Raw genomic sequence first — 17,695 nt, 5'->3', positions numbered from 1 at the left:
ATCCCTCGCACCCGACCAACCCAACGCTTCCTCCGGCACCGGGAAGCGCGGTGGGCGCTGGCGTGGATGCAGCGATGGACCGCACGCCGCTGACGGCTGAGCCGATCCATGCCAACGCCCCAGGCACGGGCCAGATCAGGCCCGGCCCGGTCACCGCCGGCATGGCCAAGGCTGGCGAACAACCCGACCAACGCCGCGCGCGTCTGCTCGCCGAAGCCCTGGATGGCAGCAGCAGCGCCATTCTCATCTGCGACCTGCAATCGCGCCTGCTGTACGCCAACGACGGCTTCCAGCGCATGTTCGGCTACACCGAAGCCGAGCTGGTCGGTCTGCGTCCCTCCGATGTCCTGACCCGTGCGCAAAGCGACCAAAGCGAGGTCGCTCGCGTTCGCGATCGCGCCGATGCCTTGCAGCACACCCGTGCCGACCTGCTGGTCTATCGCAAGGACGGCACGCCGCTGTGGATCTCGCTGAACTTCAACCCGATCTACGACGCCAACCACGCTCCCTCGCATTACGTGGCGGTACTGACCGACATCACCGACACCAAGATGCACGAGGTGTTGCAGCACCGCGTGCTGGAGGCCCTGGTGCAGGAACGCCCGTTGATCGAGGTGATGACGCTGATTTGCACCGAGGTCGAACGCATCGCACCGGATGTGCTGGCCACGGTGATGAGTGCGGACAATCAAGGTCGCCTGCATTCGCTGGCTGCGCCCAGCCTGCCGCCCGAATACGCCGACGCAGTCAACGGCTTGAAGATCGGCCCGGGCACTGGCGCCTGCGGCACCGCGGCCTGGCGCGGTCGCGCCGTGATGGTGGAAGACATCGCCACCGACCCATTGTTCGAGGCATATCGCGACACGCTCTTGCCTTGGGGCCTGCGCGCCTGCTGGAGCACGCCGATCCGCTCCAACAGCGCGCGCGTGCTCGGCACCTTCGCGCTGTATTACCGCAAGCCGCAACGTGCCGATGCCTGGCATATGCGGCTCACCGATTTGTGCCAGCAGCTGTGCACATTGGCGCTAGAACGCGAGCAGATCCGCCAGCGCGTGCATCAACTGGCGTTCTACGACACGCTCACGGGCCTTCCCAACCGCATCATGTTCAGCGCGCGTGCCGAGCAGGCACTGACCCAGGCCGAATACGCCGGCGAACCGGCCGCGTTGATGTTCATCAACATCGATCGCTTCAAGCTCATCAACGATAGCCAGGGGCACGCCGCAGGCGATGGCCTGCTGCGCGATATTGCCTTGCGCGTCAACGACCAGATCACCGCCACGGCGATGCTGGCGCGGCTATCCGGCGACGAGTTCGCGCTCGCGCTGCCGCAATGCAGCGCAGAGCAGGCCAGTGCCGCCGCCGAGCGTTTGTTGGTCAGCATCGCCAGCCCGCTGCCGGTTGGCCATATGACCGTGCATCCCTCGGCCAGTATCGGCGTGGCGATGTTTCCCGAGGATGGCCACGACATCAACATCCTGCTGCGCCATGCCGACTTGGCGATGAATCGCGCCAAGAAGGAAGGCGGTGGGCGCTTTCGCTTTTTCAGTTCCGACATGAACCGCATGGCGCAGGAACGCGTGGCCTTGGAGGCCGAGCTGCGCCAGGCCATTGGCCGCGATCAATTGCAGCTGCACTACCAGCCGCAGATGCACAGCGCCGCGCCGCATGCCCTGTATGGTGTGGAAGCGCTGCTGCGCTGGAATCATCCGCAACTGGGCGCGGTATCGCCGGCGCGGTTTCTGCCGGTGGCTGAAGAGCAAGGCATGATGCCGCAGCTCAACGCCTGGGTACTGCGACGTGCCTGCGAACAGGTCGCGGACTGGCGCCAGCGTGGCGTGCCGGTGGCGCGCGTGTCGGTAAATCTGTCGGCAAGCGGCTTCGAAAGCCCGCGCATGCTTCCCGACCTGCTGCAGCTGATCGCCGAACTGGGCGTGCAGCCGTCCGATCTGACCCTGGAACTGACCGAAAGCGTGATGCTGTCCGGGCAACCGGGCGTGCTGGAAAACCTGCACGCCATTCGCGAAGCCGGCATCTCGCTGTCGCTGGACGATTTCGGCACTGGCTATTCCAGCCTGAGCCACTTGCATCGCCTGCCGATCGACGAACTCAAACTGGACATGAGCTTCGTCCGCGATATCGAACACAGCGAAGATGCGCGCGCGCTCACCACCTCGGTGCTGCGCATCGGCGAGCACCTGCGCAAGCACGTGGTCGCCGAAGGTGTGGAAAACGAAGCGCAGCGCCTGTTCCTCGCCGACCTGGGTTGCGAGGTGCTTCAGGGCTATCTGTTCTCGCGGCCGCTACCGGCCCAGGCACTGGAAGCCTGGCTGGGCGCGCAACCGTCATAACGCAACCGCCGAACGATCACCGCTTCGAACTTCCTTCCAGCCAGGAAAGGCGGGCCATGGCGTGGCAAGTCATGAGGCTCCTCCTGCAGAAGAGCGGCGCTGCAAGCCCTTCCCTACGAAAGCGGGCTTTAAGCCCCTCTCCCCGCGGGAGGGGGTTCGGGTGCGGGTACGGCCAAGCACGTATCGCGCCGACGCCGTACCCGCATCCGCCCCGCGGGCACCTTCTCCTCCATAAAGAAGGACAGTGTCCCAACCGGAAAAGGGAAACATCATCCTGACAACGGCGGCGCTTCAGCCATCTCCAAGGAGAGAGCGCTTCAAGCCCGCCTCCTGTCCGTAAGAAAGTGAGGCGGCGAGAAGGAACCAGTCGCCTTATCCCACGTCGGGCGAGGTCCTTACCCTCATCCCACTCGCATCAGCTCCACCTCGGTCTCACCCACCGTCCGCTTCAGCCATCCCAGCAACTGCGCGTTGACGAAGGCCGGGTTTTCCAGCGAGGCGATATGGCCTGCGTCCGGGATCAGCTCGTAATCGCAACAGATTGCCTCGGCCATCATCCACACCTCTTCGGGCGGGCGCGGAATGTCCTCGGCGCCACCGAGCAGGAAGGTATTGGCCGGATCCAGCGCGGACAGGGCATCCAGTCGGTCGGCTCGGCCGAAGATCAGCCGGCCCAGCGGCACGATGGATGCGCGCAACTGCTCGGCCGACATCGCCGCCAGACGCTGCGCGAAGGCGGCCGGCAATGCCGAGCTCAGATCGATACCAGGGCGGAAGAAGATCGGCACGATCGCCTCGATCAGCGCAGGCGTCACCTGCCCGGCCGTCTCGATGGCATCAAGCAGGCCGAAATAGCGCGCACGCGTGGCGGCTGGCTCGGCGCCCAGGAAAGTATCCATCAACACCAGGCTGCGCACGCGCTCCGGCGCCATCAGGGCAAGCTCGGCGGCCCACATGCCGCCCACCGACAGGCCGACCACCGCGCACTGCGGCAACTTCAGTGCGTCCAGCAGGGCCAGCATGTGCCCGGCAAGATCGCCGATCTGCTGCGTGCCGTGCGGCAACGGACCTGACTGCCCGTGTCCCCATAGCTCGGGAACGATGACCTGGTAATGCTGCGACAGCGCCTGGATCTGCGGCTCCCACATCGCAGCGTCCCAGAGATAGCTGTGGCCGAGCAAGACCGGGAAACCGCGGCCGTGTTGCGTGTAATGCAGGGTTTGACCGGAGATTGTGCAAGTGGGCATGGGCATCAACGGGCAGTGGTAGAGCGGCGGGACTCTAGACCTGCGCACTTCAGATTTTTGTTGCAATGCCACAATCCAGTCAGCTGGTATTTGCTTTAACGCCGGGCATCGTGACGACTACACGAAACCATTGCCCGAAAAGCGAAATGCCCGGCAGTGCCGGGCATTTCGGGACAGCAAACCTGCCGGAAGAATCAGGCGGCGACGGTTTCTGCCACGTCCTGATATTCCTGGATCTGATCGAAGTTCATGTAGCGGTAGATCTGATCGCCACTGGTCTTGATCACGCCGACATCCGCCATGTACTCGTCCTTGGTCGGAATGCGGCCCAGGCGCGAGCAGATTGCCGCCAGTTCCGCCGAGCCCAGGTACACGTTGGTGTTGCGGCCCAACCGGTTCGGGAAATTACGCGTGGAGGTCGAGAACACCGTGGCGCCCTCGCGTGCCTGCGCCTGGTTACCCATGCACAGCGAGCAGCCCGGCATTTCCATGCGCGCACCGGCCGCGCCGAAGGTGCCGTAATGGCCTTCCTTGGTCAGCTCGGAGGCGTCCATCTTGGTCGGCGGTGCCACCCACAGGCGGGTCGGGATGTCGCGCTTGCCTTCCAGCAGCTTGGCCGCGGCACGGAAGTGACCGATGTTGGTCATGCACGAGCCGATGAATACTTCGTCGATGGCCGCGCCGGCCACTTCCGACAGCGTCTTCACGTCGTCCGGGTCGTTCGGGCAGGCCACGATCGGCTCATGGATATCGGCCAGGTCGATCTCGATGACCGCCGCGTATTCGGCGTCGGCATCGGGCTGCAGCAGCTGCGGGTCAGCCAGCCAGTCTTCCATCTTCTTGATGCGGCGGCCCAGGGTGCGCGCATCGGCATAGCCCTCGGCAATCATCCAGCGCAGCAGGGTGATGTTGCTGGTCAGGTACTCGATGATCGGCGCCTTATCCAGGTGCACGGTGCAACCGGCCGCCGAACGCTCGGCCGAGGCGTCGGAGAGTTCGAACGCCTGCTCCACCTTCAGGTTCGGCAAGCCTTCGATTTCCAGGATGCGGCCGGAGAAGATGTTCTTCTTGCCCTGCTTGGCCACGGTCAGCAGGCCCTGCTTGATCGCGTACAGCGGGATCGCGTTGACCAGGTCACGCAAGGTCACGCCCGGCTGCATCTGCCCCTTGAAGCGCACCAGCACGCTCTCGGGCATGTCCAGCGGCATCACCCCGGTGGCGGCGGCGAAGGCCACCAGGCCGGAGCCGGCCGGGAACGAAATGCCGATCGGGAAGCGGGTGTGCGAGTCGCCGCCGGTGCCCACGGTGTCGGGCAGCAGCATGCGATTGAGCCAGCTGTGGATCACGCCGTCGCCCGGACGCAGCGAGACGCCGCCGCGGGTGGAGATGAACTCGGGCAAGGTGTGGTGGGTCTTGACGTCCACCGGCTTCGGATAGGCGGCGGTGTGGCAGAACGACTGCATCACCAGGTCGGCCGAGAAGCCCAGGCAGGCCAGGTCCTTCAGCTCGTCGCGGGTCATCGGGCCGGTGGTGTCCTGCGAACCCACCGAGGTCATCTTCGGCTCGCAATAGGTGCCCGGGCGCATGCCCTGGCCTTCCGGCAGCCCGCAGGCGCGGCCGACCATCTTCTGCGCCAGCGAGAAGCCCTTGCCGGTGTCCGGCGGGTCCATCGGCAGGCGGAACAGGTCCGACGCCGGCAGGCCCAGGAATTCGCGCGCCTTGGCGGTGAGGCCACGGCCGACGATCAGCGGAATGCGGCCGCCGGCGCGCACTTCGTCGAACAGCACGTCCGACTTCATTGCGAACTCGGCGATCACCTGCCCGTCCTTCAGCGCCTTGCCGTCGTACGGACGCAGCTCGACCACATCGCCGTGCTCCATCTGCGAGACGTCCAGCTCGATCGGCAAGGCGCCGGCGTCTTCCATGGTGTTGTAGAAGATCGGGGCGATCTTGCTGCCCAGGCACACGCCGCCGAAGCGCTTGTTGGGGATGTACGGAATGTCCTCGCCGGTCCACCACAGCACCGAGTTGGTCGCCGACTTGCGCGAGGAACCGGTACCGACCACGTCGCCCACGTAGGCCACCAGATGGCCCTTGGCCTTGAGGTCGGCAATGGCCTGGATCGGGCCGCGCTTGCCGTCTTCTTCCGGCTCGAACGCCGCGCCGTCGCGCTTGTTCTTCAACATGGCCAGCGCATGCAGCGGGATGTCCGGACGGGTGGTCGCATCCGGCGCCGGCGACAGGTCGTCGGTATTGGTTTCGCCCGGCACCTTGAACACGGTCACGGTCAGGCTCTGCGGCACTTCCGGCTTGCTGGTGAACCACTCGGCATCGGCCCAGCTCTGCAGCACGGCCTTGGCGTGCGCGTTACCGGCTTGCGCCTTTTCCTGCACGTCGTGGAACGCATCGAACACCAGCAAGGTGTGCTTGAGCGCTTCGGCGGCAGTGGCGCCCAGCTCGGCGTTGTCCAGCAGGTCGATCAGCGGCTGGATGTTGTAGCCGCCCAGCATGGTGCCGAGCAGCTCGGTGGCGCGGGTGGGGCTGATCAGCGCGGTGGTCTCGGTGCCGAAGGCAACCGCGGCCAGGTACGAGGCCTTGACCTTGGCAGCGTCGTCGACGCCGGCCGGCACGCGCTGGCTGAGCAGCTCGACCAGGAATTCTTCCTCGCCAGCCGGCGGAGCCTTCAACAGCTCGATGACCTCGGCGGTCTGCTGCGCGGTCAGCGGCAGCGGCGGGATACCGAGCGCGGCGCGCTCTGCAACGTGGTGGCGATAGGCTTCCAACATGCGGGTTCTCCAAAAAAGCAGCGGTGAAGGTGGTAAAGCGCGAACGTGGATCAGAGTGCGGGTTTGGGAACGATGATCTTCAAACCCTTGAAGTAATCGCGGAAGAAGCCCTCGTCGCGGGTGATCAACCCGTCGCACTGGAGCATGGCGTGGGCGCCGATCAGGAAGTCGGCCACCACCCGCTCGCGCTTGCCGCCGCGCGCGCGAAAGCGCTTGTTCATATGGCCGGCGCGCACTGCCGCCGCTTCCTGGGTGGCCTCGTAGCGCACGCCGATCGAGGCCAGGGTTTCCATCAGGTCGACCTGGGTGTCGAGCATGGCCAGCACCTCGGCCACCACCGCGTCGCAGACCACCACTTCGTCGCGCGCCAGCGCGTCGCCGATGCAGACCTCCGACACTTCGCCATAGACCGGGTCGCCGATCAGGATGTCCAGCAGGACCGAGGAATCCAGGGCGATCATGGGTCGAACGGGTCCCCGGGGGCGCGGCCACGGATCACGCGCATGGCCGCATCGGTGCTGGTCAGGCCGTCGACCAGCTTGAACTTGCCGCGCACCTTGCGCAGCGCCTCGCTGACGTCCTTGCGCAGGATGATGCGCCCGCCGTCGAGCTCGATCTTCAACGTGGTGCCCTTGGTCAGGCCCAGTGCATCGCGCACGGGCTTCGGCAGCGTGATCTGTCCGCGTTCGGCAACGGTGGCTTCCATGAGCATGCTCCAGAAAGTATGCACGCATGATACGTACTTGCACCGCCCTACTCAAGTTGGCAGATCGGTCTGGACACACCGTACGTACACACTGAATCGCTCAGAATGGGCACCTACCTAAAGCCTTCGATGCCATAGGAGTGATGCATGAGCGATTCCTTTTCCACTCGCACCTCACTTGAGGTCCACGGCAAGCGCTACGCGTACTACAGCCTGCCGAAGCTGGGCGAACGCTTCGATATCGGCCACCTGCCCTATTCGATGAAGATCCTGCTGGAGAACCTGCTACGTCATGAAGACGGCGGCGTGACCGTCGGCAAGGACCACATCGAAGCGGTTGCCAAGTGGGACCCCACCGCCGAGCCCGATATCGAAATCGCCTTCATGCCGGCGCGCGTGGTACTGCAGGACTTCACCGGCGTGCCCTGCGTGGTGGATCTGGCCGCCATGCGCGATGCGGTGGTCAAGCTCGGCGGCAATGCCGACCAGATCAACCCGCAGATTCCCTCCGAACTGGTCATCGACCACTCCGTGCAGGTCGATGTATTCGGCAAGCCGGACGCGCTCGACCTCAACGGCAAGATCGAATTCCAGCGCAACCAGGAACGCTACGGCTTCCTGCGCTGGGGCCAGAAGGCGTTCGAGAACTTCAAGGTGGTGCCGCCCAACACCGGCATCGTGCACCAGGTGAACCTGGAAAACCTGGCGCGCGTGGTGATGAGCGCCGAGAAGGACGGCACGCTGGTCGCCTACCCCGACACCGTGTTCGGTACCGACAGCCACACCACCATGATCAACGGCATCGGCGTGCTGGGCTGGGGCGTGGGCGGCATCGAGGCGGAAGCGGCCATGCTGGGGCAGCCGTCGTCGATGCTGATCCCGCAGGTCGTGGGCTTCAAGCTCACCGGCAAGTTGCCCGAGGGCGCCACTGCCACCGACCTGGTGCTGACGGTCACCCAGATGCTGCGCAAGCTCGGGGTGGTGGGCAAGTTCGTCGAGTTCTATGGTGACGGCCTGCAGCACCTGCCGCTGGCCGACCGCGCCACCATCGGCAACATGGCGCCCGAATATGGCGCCACCTGCGGCATTTTCCCGGTCGATGAGGAGTCGCTGACCTACCTGCGCCTGTCCGGCCGCAGCGAGGAGCAGATTGCATTGGTCGAGGCCTATGCCAAGGCGCAGGGCCTGTGGCACGACGCCACTACCCCGCCCGCCCGGTACAGCGCCACGCTGGAACTGGACATGGGCCAGGTCAAGCCGTCGCTGGCCGGCCCCAAGCGTCCGCAGGACCGGGTGCTGCTGGAAGACATGCAGTCCAACTACCGCGAAAGCCTCAAGCCGTTCGCCGACGCGCGCAGCAAGAAGCTGGCCGATCTCAAGCAGGAAGACCGCCTCAAGAACGAAGGTGGCGGCGGCACCGCCGTCGGTGCGAAGGCGTCGCAGGCAGAAAGCGCCGGCGCCAGCGGTGCGGGTTGGCAGCTGCGCGATGGCTCGGTGGTCATCGCCGCGATCACCTCCTGCACCAACACCTCCAACCCGGCGGTGATGCTGGGCGCCGGCCTGCTCGCGCGTAACGCGGCGGCCAAGGGCCTGAAGGCGCAGCCGTGGGTCAAGACCTCGCTCGGGCCGGGTTCGCGCGTGGTCACTGACTATCTTGAAAAGGCCGGCGTGCTCACCGACCTGGAAAAGCTCGGCTTCTACGTGGTCGGCTACGGCTGCACCACCTGCATCGGCAACTCCGGCCCGCTGCCGGAAGACGTGTCTGCGGCCATTGCCAAGGACGATCTGGTGGTGACCTCGGTGCTGTCGGGCAACCGCAACTTCGAAGGCCGCGTACACCCCGAGGTCAAGATGAATTATCTGGCCTCGCCGCCGCTGGTGGTGGCCTATGCCATCGCCGGCACCACCGACATCGACCTCACCACCGAGCCGCTGGGCACCGGCAGCGATGGGCAGCCGGTGTATCTGCGCGACATCTGGCCGAGCAACAAGGAAATCGGCGACACCATCGCCGCCACCGTCGGCCCGGAGATGTTCAAGCAGAACTATGCCGACGTGTTCAAGGGCGACACGCGCTGGAACACCATCGCCTCGCCCGATGGCGCGCTTTACGCGTGGGACGAAGCCTCGACCTACATCAAGAACCCACCCTACTTCGACGGCATGACCATGCAGGTGGGCAACGTGGACGACGTGCACGGCGCACGCATCATGGGCCTGTTCGGCGATTCGATCACCACCGACCACATTTCGCCGGCCGGCAACATCAAGAAGGATTCGCCGGCAGGCCGCTTCCTGCAGGAACGCGGCGTGCAGCCGGCCGACTTCAACAGCTACGGCAGCCGCCGCGGCAACGACGATGTGATGGTACGCGGCACCTTCGCCAACATCCGCATCAAGAACCTGATGTTCGGCGGCGAAGAAGGCGGCAACACGCTGTATTACCCAGCCGGCGGCGGCCAGCCGGAAAAGTTGGCCATCTACGATGCCGCAATGAAGTACAAGGCCGACGGCGTGCCGCTGGTGGTGCTGGCCGGCAAGGAATACGGCACCGGCTCCTCGCGCGACTGGGCCGCCAAGGGCACCAACCTGCTCGGAGTCAAGGCCGTGATCGCCGAAAGCTTCGAGCGTATCCACCGCTCCAATCTGGTGGGCATGGGCGTGCTGCCCTTGCAGTTCCTGGAAAACGAAAATGCACAGACGCTCGGCCTGGATGGCTCGGAAGTGCTGGACATCACCGGCTTGCAGGATGGCGCCAGCCGTCGTGCCACCGTCAATGCGAAAAAGTCCGACGGCAGCGTCAAGCAGTTCCAGGTCAAGGTGCTGCTGCTGACACCCAAGGAAGTGGAGTACTTCAAGCACGGCGGCTTGCTGCAGTATGTGCTGCGGCAGCTGGCGGCACGCAAGGCAGCCTGACCACAGCGCGCATTGCGCTGCAACGATGCAACGCACTCCCGCCGCTCGGCGGGAGTGGCGTTTCCGGCCTCTCAAAAAAAACGGCGATCACGCGGTGGTGAGCAAAGGACGCGTGCATCCCGACGTCGAACTGAATTCCCTCCCCCGCCGTTGGTGGTGACCGATACCATCGCCGGCACACGGACATCGATCTCACCACCGAGATATTTGGCGCAGAAGAAGGCGGCAACAGGCTGCATTGCCCAGCCAACGGCAGCCAGCCGGAGGGCCACCTTCCACCTTGTCGCAACGCAACGGCGTCACCGGGCGATGCGCGCTTCGGCCAGATGCCTCACGCCCCCCATCCATGCCCTGGCGCCATGCGTCCGGCCGCACCAAGCGGCAGCCGCGCTCCACTGCATCGGCGCGGTCAACGCGCCGCCGGCACCCATTGCGCGTGGTACAGCTGCCAGTCGCTGCCCTGCAATCGCCAACCGGTGGTGACCTGATAGGTCTGCACCTGATCGGGCACCCAGCGCCCGTTGCCGCCGGTCAACAGCGCGGTGAAGCGCACCGTGGCGGTATCACCGCGCAGTGCCACATCGACCGGCCCCATGGTCACGCCGAGCTGTTGATTGCCCAGCATCTGCACTTGCATCAAGCGCCGTAACCCGGCGGCGTCCAGCCCATGTTCGCCAACAAAATCCTCGGCCACCGGCGCCATCGCATCGCCGATCTCGCGCGCCTCGATCGCCTGATGCATCTGCTCCAGCGTGGCGCGCAGACGTTGTTCCGGCGCAGCACGCGTGCACCCGAGCAAGACCAGCATGCAAAACCCCATCCACGCCAGGCGCCACGACACTTGAATGCTGCTCTGCATCACGCTTCGCCTTTTCCATCCATGACGGTATGCTGCCAGCTGTTGTAACGCCGTGGAACACACTGCGGCGCGTCGAGAACACCCTGGAGGGGGGCAGATGAATCAGGCACGTCCTTGGTTGCAAAGTTATCCGGCCGGCGTTGCCGCCGAAATCGATCTTGAGCAGTTCCGCACGGTGGCCGAGGTGTTTGCCACCTCCGTGAAACGCTTCGCCGACCGGCCTGCGTACCATAGCTTCGGCAAGACCATCACCTACCGCGAGGCGGATCAGCTGGTCGAGCAATTCGCCGCCTACCTGCTTGGCGAGCTGCAGTTGAAGAAAGGCGACCGCGTCGCCTTGATGATGCCCAACTGCCTGCAATACCCCATCGCGACCTTCGGCGTGCTGCGTGCCGGCCTGACCGTGGTCAACGTCAATCCGCTGTACACCCCGCGCGAACTCAAGCATCAGTTGATCGACTCCGGTGCCAGCGTGCTGGTGGTCATCGACAACTTCGGCACCACCGTGCAGCAGGTCATCGCCGACACGCCGGTCAGGCAAGTCATCACCACCGGCCTGGGCGACATGCTGGGCTTCCCGAAGGCGGCACTGCTCAACTTCGTGGTCAAGTACGTCAAGAAGCTGGTGCCCGATTACCGCATCAACGGCGCGATTCGCTTCCGCGAGGCGCTGGCGCTGGGCCGCAAGCACCGCGTGCCGACGCTGCAGATCGAACCCGACGACATCGCTTTCCTGCAGTACACCGGCGGCACCACCGGCGTGGCCAAGGGCGCAATGCTGACCCACCGCAATCTGGTCGCCAACATGCAGCAGGCGCACCAGTGGCTGGCGGGTACCGGCAAGCTGGAAGAAGGCCACGAAGTGGTGATCACCGCGCTGCCGCTGTACCACATCTTCGCATTGACCGCGAACGGCCTGGTCTTCATGAAGATCGGCGGCTGCAACCACCTGATCAGCAACCCGCGCGACATGCCAGGCTTCGTCGAGGAGCTGAAAAAGACCCGCTTCACCGCGTTCACCGGCGTCAACACGCTGTTCAACGGGCTGCTCAATACGCCCGGATTCGATCAGGTGGATTTCTCCTCGCTCAAGATGACCCTTGGCGGCGGCATGGCCGTCCAGCGTTCGGTCGCCGAGCGTTGGAAGAAAGTCACCGGCCTGACCCTGGTCGAAGCCTACGGCCTGACTGAAACCTCGCCGGCCGCGTGCATCAACCCGATGGACCTGAAGGACTACAACGGTTCGATCGGCCTGCCGATTCCGTCCACCGATGCCTGCATCAAGGACGACGCCGGCGCGGAACTGCCCGTGGGCGAGATCGGCGAGCTGTGCATCAGGGGCCCGCAGGTCATGAAGGGCTACTGGAAGAAACCCGATGAAACCGCCAAGGTCATGGATGCCCAAGGCTGGCTGCATACCGGCGACATCGCGCGCATGGACGCACAGGGCTTCGTCTACATCGTCGATCGCAAGAAGGACATGATCCTGGTGTCCGGCTTCAACGTGTACCCCAACGAGATCGAGGACGTGATCGCCGAAATGCCCGGCGTGCTGGAAGTGGCCGCCGTGGGCGTGCCGGATGACAAGTCCGGCGAGATCGTCAAGGCGGTCATCGTGAAGAAGGACCCGGCCCTGACGGCCGATGATGTGAAGGCGCATTGCCGCGCTAACCTCACCGGCTACAAGCAGCCGCGGGTGATCGAATTCCGCAAGGAGTTGCCCAAGACCAACGTCGGCAAGATCCTGCGCCGCGAATTACGGGACGCGCCGAAGACGTAATACCGCTTATACCGCAGCCCGAAGGCGTTCAGCCTTCTTTGACGCCCGCATTGCCGCAAGGCCTTGCGGGCGTTCGCTTTTGCACGCATAGAATCCGATGTCGGCGCACGCTCACGCGTTCAACCTCATCTCCGTCCGAAAGGCGGCCGGCCGGACGGTCATCACGGAGAACCACCATGTCTGCAGTTCAACCCTTCATTCGCACCAACATCGGCTCGACCCTACGCATCATCGAAGAACCGCAGCGTGACGTGTACTGGATCCATATGCATGCCGACCTGGCCACAAACCCGGGGCGTGCCTGCTTTTCGACGCGCCTGGTCGACGACATTACCGGCTATCAGACCAACCTTGGTCAACGCCTGAACAACGCCGGCGTGCTGGCTCCGCACGTGGTGCTGGCATCGGACAGCGATGTGTTCAACCTGGGCGGCGATCTGGCGCTGTTCTGTCAACTCATTCGCGAAGGCGACCGTGCTCGACTGCTTGATTACGCCCAACGCTGTGTACGCGGTGTGCACGCGTTCCATGTCGGCCTGGGCGCACGCGCGCACAGCATCGCCCTGGTGCAGGGCAATGCCCTCGGCGGCGGATTCGAAGCGGCGTTGAGCTGCCACACCATCGTCGCCGAGGAAGGGGTGATGATGGGATTGCCCGAAGTGCTGTTCGACCTGTTCCCGGGGATGGGCGCCTACTCTTTCATGTGCCAGCGTGTCAGTGCGCAACTGGCGCAAAAAATCATGCTCGAAGGCAATCTGTATTCCGCCGAGGAGTTGCTCGGCATGGGCCTGGTCGATCGCGTCGTGCCGCGCGGTCGGGGCGTGGCGGCGGTCGAACAAGTGATCCGCGAAAGCAAGCGCACGCCGCATGCCTGGGCGGCAATGCAGCAAGTGCGCGAAATGACCACGGCGGTGCCGCTGCAGGAAATGATGCGCATCACCGAAATCTGGGTCGATACGGCAATGCAGTTGGGCGAAAAGTCATTGCGCACCATGGACCGTCTGGTTCGCGCGCAATCGCGCCGCTCAGGGCTTGACGCCGGCTGATGCGTTGGCGGGCTATTCACTACTCCGGGGGGAGCGCTCGTCGTCGTTGGCGCTTTGTACGCGCGCGGCGAGTGCATCCTTTCCGGTCTGCAATTGGTCGCGCAACGCCGACAGCCGCTGTCGCCATTCGGCCTGCAGCTGCCAATCGGCCATGCGCATCAGCTCACCGCCACTGCCGGCCAGTTGGGCCAGCCCCAGATTGCTGGCAACGCCGCGCAATGCGTGGGCGCTTTCGCGCAATTGTTCCCAATCCGAGCGCGTGCCATCGCGCTCGATCGCGCCCACGCAGTTGTGCGCATCATCCAGACACTGCCGGACGAACTGACGTTCGAATTCTTCGCCCATGCCCAACGCCGCCAGTTCGTCCAGCACGCTGGCATCGAGCACGCCTTCGAAACTGGTCGATGCCTGCACCACCGTCGCCGGCGTCGCCAGCGCACGGGTGCTGACGGCGAGTTCGGCCAGCGTATCGAGCAGCTTGGCAGCCACCACGGGCTTGGCCAGGAACGCGCGTGCGCCAGCTTGTTCGCAGGCGCGGATCGCTTCTGGCGTGACGTCGGCACTGAGCACCACCACCGGGGTGTAGCGCATGCCGCTGGCCTGCATCACGCGCAACTGCTTGAGCATGTCCAGGCCGCTCATGCCCGGCATATGCAGATCCACAATCACCGCATCGAAATCCTCCTCGGCCATCGCGTCCAGCACCTGCTCGGCGCCGTTGACGCACGCCACCTTATGCCCTGCCTTCTCCAGCAATCGCTGCAACACCATGCGATTGGCTTCATGGTCGTCGGCCACCAGCATGCGCATGCTGCGCACGCGCGCGCGGTGACGCAGAAACGGGTTGGAAAAGGCGATGACGTTGGAGGCTTCCAGCTCGTCGGGAGTCTCCAGCAGCGCCCCGACTGGCGAGCGAGCCGGCGCCGCCGTCTCCAATACGCCGATCTCCAGCGGTAGCTCGAACCAGAACACGCTGCCGCCGGATGGATTGGGCGCAAAGCCAATCGCGCCGCCCATGGCCTCGACCAGGCCCTTGGCGATCGTGGTCCCCAGGCCGGTGCCTTCATAGCGGCGCGACAAACCCACGTCCGCCTGCTCGAACGCCTCGAACAGGCGCGGACGCATGTCCATCGGCACGCCGATGCCGCTGTCTTCGACATCGAAACGCAGCCGCATCGTGTCGGCACCATTGCCGGAAACCCGCGCGACCCGCAGCAGCACATGCCCGTGCTCGGTGAACTTGACCGCATTACCCAACAGGTTGAGCAACACCTGGCGCAGATGGCCGGTGTCGCCCTTGAGCAGGTCCGGTACGTCGGTGGCCACCTCGGTAGCGTAATCCAGTCCGCGTGTCTTGGCCTGCGGCTGCAGAATCATGTTGACCGAGCCGATCATCTCGCGCAGCGAGAAATCGCGGCGATCGATGCGGATCTTGCCCGCCTCGATCGCAGAAATATCGAGCACTTCTTCCACCAGCGACAGCAGGCTGCGCGCCGAGGCCTGGATGGTATTCAGGCATTCTTTCTGCTCTGCATCCAGACGCGTGGTGGCCAGCACTTCGGTCATACCCGACAACCCATTCAACGGGGTGCGGAATTCGTGACTCATATTGGCCAGGAAACGGCTCTTGGCCTGGTTGGCATGCCGCGCCTCGCGTACCGCGCGCGTCATCGCACGCAACAACGAGTCGAAGTACAGCGGCACGGCGATCAAGCCCAGCAACAACCCCCAGCTCAGATAGGGATTGGCCTTCCAGTAAGGCGAAATCAGGATCGCGCTGAGAAAACTCAGGCTGGCCATCGCCGTGGCGGCACGCAGATAGGGACTGCCGTAGCGCAAGCCATTGCCGATGGTCACCCACATGCAGACCGCATACAGCGGCGAAGCCGGTTCGCCCTGGATTGCCATGATTGCGCCGGTGCAGGTGTAGTCGAGCACCATGCCGATCAGGCGACGCGTGTGCGACACGTGCGGCCGCAGCAGGATCGCCACCATCAGCCCCAGCGACACCACCAGCTCGCCGACCAGGATCAACCAGGTGGCCATCAGCGTATCGCCATGGGTGTGGTGGTAGCGCCACCCCAGGTAAGAAATGAACAGCGTGGTGATGATGATGCGGATCAGGTTCTGCGCGTGTTCCGAATCCGCCCGCCCCGAAAGACGCCGCTTCAACCATGGCAATGGAGACTTCATAGACGCCTCAGACCTGCGGTCGCTTCGATGGGGATGAAAGTGGGCCGCGCGGTCCTGCAGCATCGGCGCCATGGGCATACGCGGCGATACGCGCAGCGGCATCGGCACTGTCCTGCATCAGCCGCAACAACGACAGAGGAATGACCACCAGCGCCGCCAACAGGGCGATCCCGAGCTCGATCCGCTGTTGCCAATATGGGCTATTGGCAAGCGTCGCGCCAAAACTGAGCACGGCCATGGCCACCGCCGTGTGCAGTGCATGCCTGCCAAAGCGCAAGCCATTGCCGATCGTGACCCACATCACCACCACGTACAGGCAGGCCATCGGAGCGGCGAACCAGGTCATCGCCAGACTGAGCAGGCCATAGTCCGCCAGCATGCCGAGCGTCCGGCGCAGGTGCGAGGGCCGCGGCTTCGCAACGATCCACGCAAATAGCAGCAATGCCCCACCGTGCCCGATCGCGACCAGGCACAGCAATCGCTGCAGATGGTCATCGCTCAGTTGCCAATGCGGGGCGCAGACCAGCGTGTAGGCCAGGATCAGCCAGAGCATCACGATGCGCACCAACGCCTGACCGTGCTCGCTGTCGGGGCGCCGTGCGAGTCGCCGACGCAGCTGGGCAAGCGCCGCCCTCACCTCACACCCCGGGTCGCGCCGATGCGGTGGAGAACTCGCCACAGATCTGCTCCAACTGCGCGCGGCCGCGCAACAAGGCATCCACGCAGCGCGGGTCGAACAGGCGGCCACGTTGGGCATACAGATAGGCCAGCGCGGCGTCCATGGTCCAGGCCTCCTTGTACGGGCGCGGCGACAGCAAGGCGTCGAACACATCCGCCACTGCGACGATGCGCGCTTCCAGCGGAATCGCCTCACCGACCAGGCCATCCGGATAACCGGTGCCGTCATAACGTTCGTGGTGACGCAGCGCAATCAACGCGCCGACCTGGATGAAACGGTTCTGGCTGCCGCTGAGCAGCTCGTAGCCGATGCGCGGATGGCGCCGCATCACGCTCATTTCGTCATCGGTAAGCTTGCCGGGCTTGAGCAGCACCGAATCGGGAATGGCGATCTTGCCCATGTCGTGCAGCGGTGCGGCCATCTCGATGATGCGCACCTCCTCTTCCGACAGCCCCAGTTGCTCGGCGATCAGGCCGGCCACGTGCGACATGCGCTCCAGGAACGCGCTGGTGCCCGAATCGCGATACTCGATCGCGCGCGCAAGCCGCGACAGGGTTTCGCGCTCGCGCTCTTCGACCTCGTTCATGCTTGCCAGCAGGCGCTGCTCCAGCGACAACGCGCGTTGCTTGACGCTTTCGCTCTGCTGGCGCAGCTGCAGCAGGTTGGAGCAGCGCGCCCGCAACTCGCGCGGACGGATCGGCTTGACCAGGAAGTCGATCACGCCCGCTTCCAGCGCCGCCTGACGAATCGGCTCATCGCCCACGATGGTGATCAGGATGATCGGAATATCACGATGGCTGGGCAGCCGGCGCAGCCGACGCGCGAATTCCAGACCGTCCATGCCCGGCATGCGGTAGTCCAGCAGCAACAAGTCCACGCGCCCGGCTTCGCACCAGGCCAGGGCGTCGAGCGGATCGCCGAAGTCGTAGACCTTGAGCTCCGGCGCAATGTCCTCGATGACATGGCGCAGCATCGTTCGCGCGGACATCTGGTCATCGACAATGACGATGTTCAATCCCAGATCCGCCTTTTCCGCCCAGCTTCCCCATGTATCCGTCGACAATGCGCCGCCCGGACCCCCTAAAACATCCTGCATAGCCGTTGCTCCTCTATCTCGAGAACGGAAAAGCGA

12 protein-coding genes and 1 pseudogene are annotated in these 17,695 nt (G+C 64.6%); 5 read left to right on the top strand and 8 right to left on the bottom strand.

Annotation, left to right across the window (positions count from 1 at the left end):
- Positions 1 to 62: 62 nt before the first annotated feature.
- Positions 63 to 2,351 carry a sensor domain-containing protein gene (locus ACCQ07_RS09600; RefSeq protein ID WP_031422456.1) on the top strand — a complete coding sequence of 763 codons (2,289 nt, stop codon included), beginning with the start codon at positions 63 to 65 and terminating at the stop codon, positions 2,349 to 2,351.
- Positions 2,352 to 2,752: 401 nt separating this feature from the next.
- Here the strand turns inward: ACCQ07_RS09600 and ACCQ07_RS09595 are convergent, their stop codons facing one another.
- The 4 genes from ACCQ07_RS09595 to ACCQ07_RS09580 all read right to left on the bottom strand — a co-directional run bounded on the left by ACCQ07_RS09595 (position 2,753) and on the right by ACCQ07_RS09580 (position 7,090).
- A complete protein-coding gene (locus ACCQ07_RS09595; RefSeq protein WP_014090072.1) occupies positions 2,753 to 3,598 on the bottom strand; it encodes an alpha/beta fold hydrolase in 846 nt (281 codons plus the stop codon).
- 194 nt (positions 3,599 to 3,792) lie between these two features.
- Positions 3,793 to 6,384 carry a bifunctional aconitate hydratase 2/2-methylisocitrate dehydratase gene (gene acnB / locus ACCQ07_RS09590; RefSeq protein WP_029819309.1) on the bottom strand — a complete coding sequence of 864 codons (2,592 nt, stop codon included), beginning with the start codon at positions 6,382 to 6,384 and terminating at the stop codon, positions 3,793 to 3,795.
- A gap of 50 nt (positions 6,385 to 6,434) precedes the next feature.
- Positions 6,435 to 6,845, bottom strand: a complete 411-nt coding sequence (locus ACCQ07_RS09585; protein ID WP_372364017.1) for a type II toxin-antitoxin system VapC family toxin — start codon at positions 6,843 to 6,845, stop codon at positions 6,435 to 6,437.
- On the bottom strand, positions 6,842 to 7,090 hold the full coding sequence (locus ACCQ07_RS09580) for an AbrB/MazE/SpoVT family DNA-binding domain-containing protein (RefSeq protein ID WP_372364016.1): 249 nt from the start codon (positions 7,088 to 7,090) through the stop codon (positions 6,842 to 6,844). The genes ACCQ07_RS09585 and ACCQ07_RS09580 overlap by 4 nt, the downstream gene beginning before the upstream one ends.
- A gap of 147 nt (positions 7,091 to 7,237) precedes the next feature.
- Between ACCQ07_RS09580 and acnA the strand changes: the two genes are divergently transcribed.
- Both acnA and ACCQ07_RS09570 read left to right on the top strand, forming a co-directional pair.
- On the top strand, positions 7,238 to 10,006 hold the full coding sequence (gene acnA / locus ACCQ07_RS09575; protein WP_008571493.1) for an aconitate hydratase AcnA: 2,769 nt from the start codon (positions 7,238 to 7,240) through the stop codon (positions 10,004 to 10,006).
- A 134-nt stretch (positions 10,007 to 10,140) separates the two neighbouring features.
- Positions 10,141 to 10,378, top strand: a pseudogene (locus ACCQ07_RS09570) (hypothetical protein); the annotation flags it as partial.
- A gap of 37 nt (positions 10,379 to 10,415) precedes the next feature.
- Here ACCQ07_RS09570 and ACCQ07_RS09565 read toward each other — a convergent pair.
- Positions 10,416 to 10,865 carry a hypothetical protein gene (locus ACCQ07_RS09565; protein WP_372364015.1) on the bottom strand — a complete coding sequence of 150 codons (450 nt, stop codon included), beginning with the start codon at positions 10,863 to 10,865 and terminating at the stop codon, positions 10,416 to 10,418.
- A gap of 97 nt (positions 10,866 to 10,962) precedes the next feature.
- Here ACCQ07_RS09565 and rpfB point away from each other — a divergent pair, with 97 nt between their 5' ends.
- On the top strand, positions 10,963 to 12,645 hold the full coding sequence (rpfB, locus tag ACCQ07_RS09560; RefSeq protein WP_372364014.1) for a fatty acyl-CoA ligase RpfB: 1,683 nt from the start codon (positions 10,963 to 10,965) through the stop codon (positions 12,643 to 12,645).
- Positions 12,646 to 12,821: 176 nt separating this feature from the next.
- Positions 12,822 to 13,691, top strand: a complete 870-nt coding sequence (gene rpfF / locus ACCQ07_RS09555; protein WP_372364013.1) for a diffusible signal factor synthase RpfF — start codon at positions 12,822 to 12,824, stop codon at positions 13,689 to 13,691.
- A 12-nt stretch (positions 13,692 to 13,703) separates the two neighbouring features.
- Here the strand turns inward: rpfF and rpfC are convergent, their stop codons facing one another.
- Genes rpfC through rpfG form a run of 3 tightly spaced genes read right to left on the bottom strand, consistent with a single transcriptional unit; the run spans position 13,704 to position 17,659 of the window.
- On the bottom strand, positions 13,704 to 15,884 hold the full coding sequence (gene rpfC, locus ACCQ07_RS09550) for a sensor histidine kinase RpfC (protein WP_011347214.1): 2,181 nt from the start codon (positions 15,882 to 15,884) through the stop codon (positions 13,704 to 13,706).
- 7 nt (positions 15,885 to 15,891) lie between these two features.
- Positions 15,892 to 16,521, bottom strand: coding sequence for a hypothetical protein (locus ACCQ07_RS09545; protein ID WP_057680748.1), 630 nt, complete (start codon positions 16,519 to 16,521; stop codon positions 15,892 to 15,894).
- Between the two features lies 1 nt (position 16,522).
- On the bottom strand, positions 16,523 to 17,659 hold the full coding sequence (gene rpfG, locus ACCQ07_RS09540) for a cyclic di-GMP phosphodiesterase response regulator RpfG (RefSeq protein ID WP_007963604.1): 1,137 nt from the start codon (positions 17,657 to 17,659) through the stop codon (positions 16,523 to 16,525).
- Positions 17,660 to 17,695: the final 36 nt, after the last annotated feature.

The organism is Xanthomonas sp. NCPPB 3583 (genome assembly GCF_041475715.2).
Taxonomy (GTDB): Bacteria; Pseudomonadota; Gammaproteobacteria; order Xanthomonadales; family Xanthomonadaceae; genus Xanthomonas; species Xanthomonas euvesicatoria.
This window is presented reverse-complemented; position numbering and strand designations above follow the sequence as displayed.

Bases quoted from the DNA above. Each gene is read 5' to 3' on its own strand.
- ACCQ07_RS09580 (WP_372364016.1), bottom strand. From the start codon at position 7,090: ATGGAAGCCACCGTTGCCGAACGCGGACAGATCACGCTGCCGAAGCCC.
- rpfG (WP_007963604.1), bottom strand. From the start codon at position 17,659: ATGCAGGATGTTTTAGGGGGTCCGGGCGGCGCATTGTCGACGGATACA.
- acnB (WP_029819309.1), bottom strand. From the start codon at position 6,384: ATGTTGGAAGCCTATCGCCACCACGTTGCAGAGCGCGCCGCGCTCGGT.
- ACCQ07_RS09585 (WP_372364017.1), bottom strand. From the start codon at position 6,845: ATGATCGCCCTGGATTCCTCGGTCCTGCTGGACATCCTGATCGGCGAC.
- rpfC (WP_011347214.1), bottom strand. From the start codon at position 15,884: ATGAAGTCTCCATTGCCATGGTTGAAGCGGCGTCTTTCGGGGCGGGCG.
- ACCQ07_RS09595 (WP_014090072.1), bottom strand. From the start codon at position 3,598: ATGCCCACTTGCACAATCTCCGGTCAAACCCTGCATTACACGCAACAC.
- rpfB (WP_372364014.1), top strand. From the start codon at position 10,963: ATGAATCAGGCACGTCCTTGGTTGCAAAGTTATCCGGCCGGCGTTGCC.
- ACCQ07_RS09565 (WP_372364015.1), bottom strand. From the start codon at position 10,865: ATGCAGAGCAGCATTCAAGTGTCGTGGCGCCTGGCGTGGATGGGGTTT.
- acnA (WP_008571493.1), top strand. From the start codon at position 7,238: ATGAGCGATTCCTTTTCCACTCGCACCTCACTTGAGGTCCACGGCAAG.
- rpfF (WP_372364013.1), top strand. From the start codon at position 12,822: ATGTCTGCAGTTCAACCCTTCATTCGCACCAACATCGGCTCGACCCTA.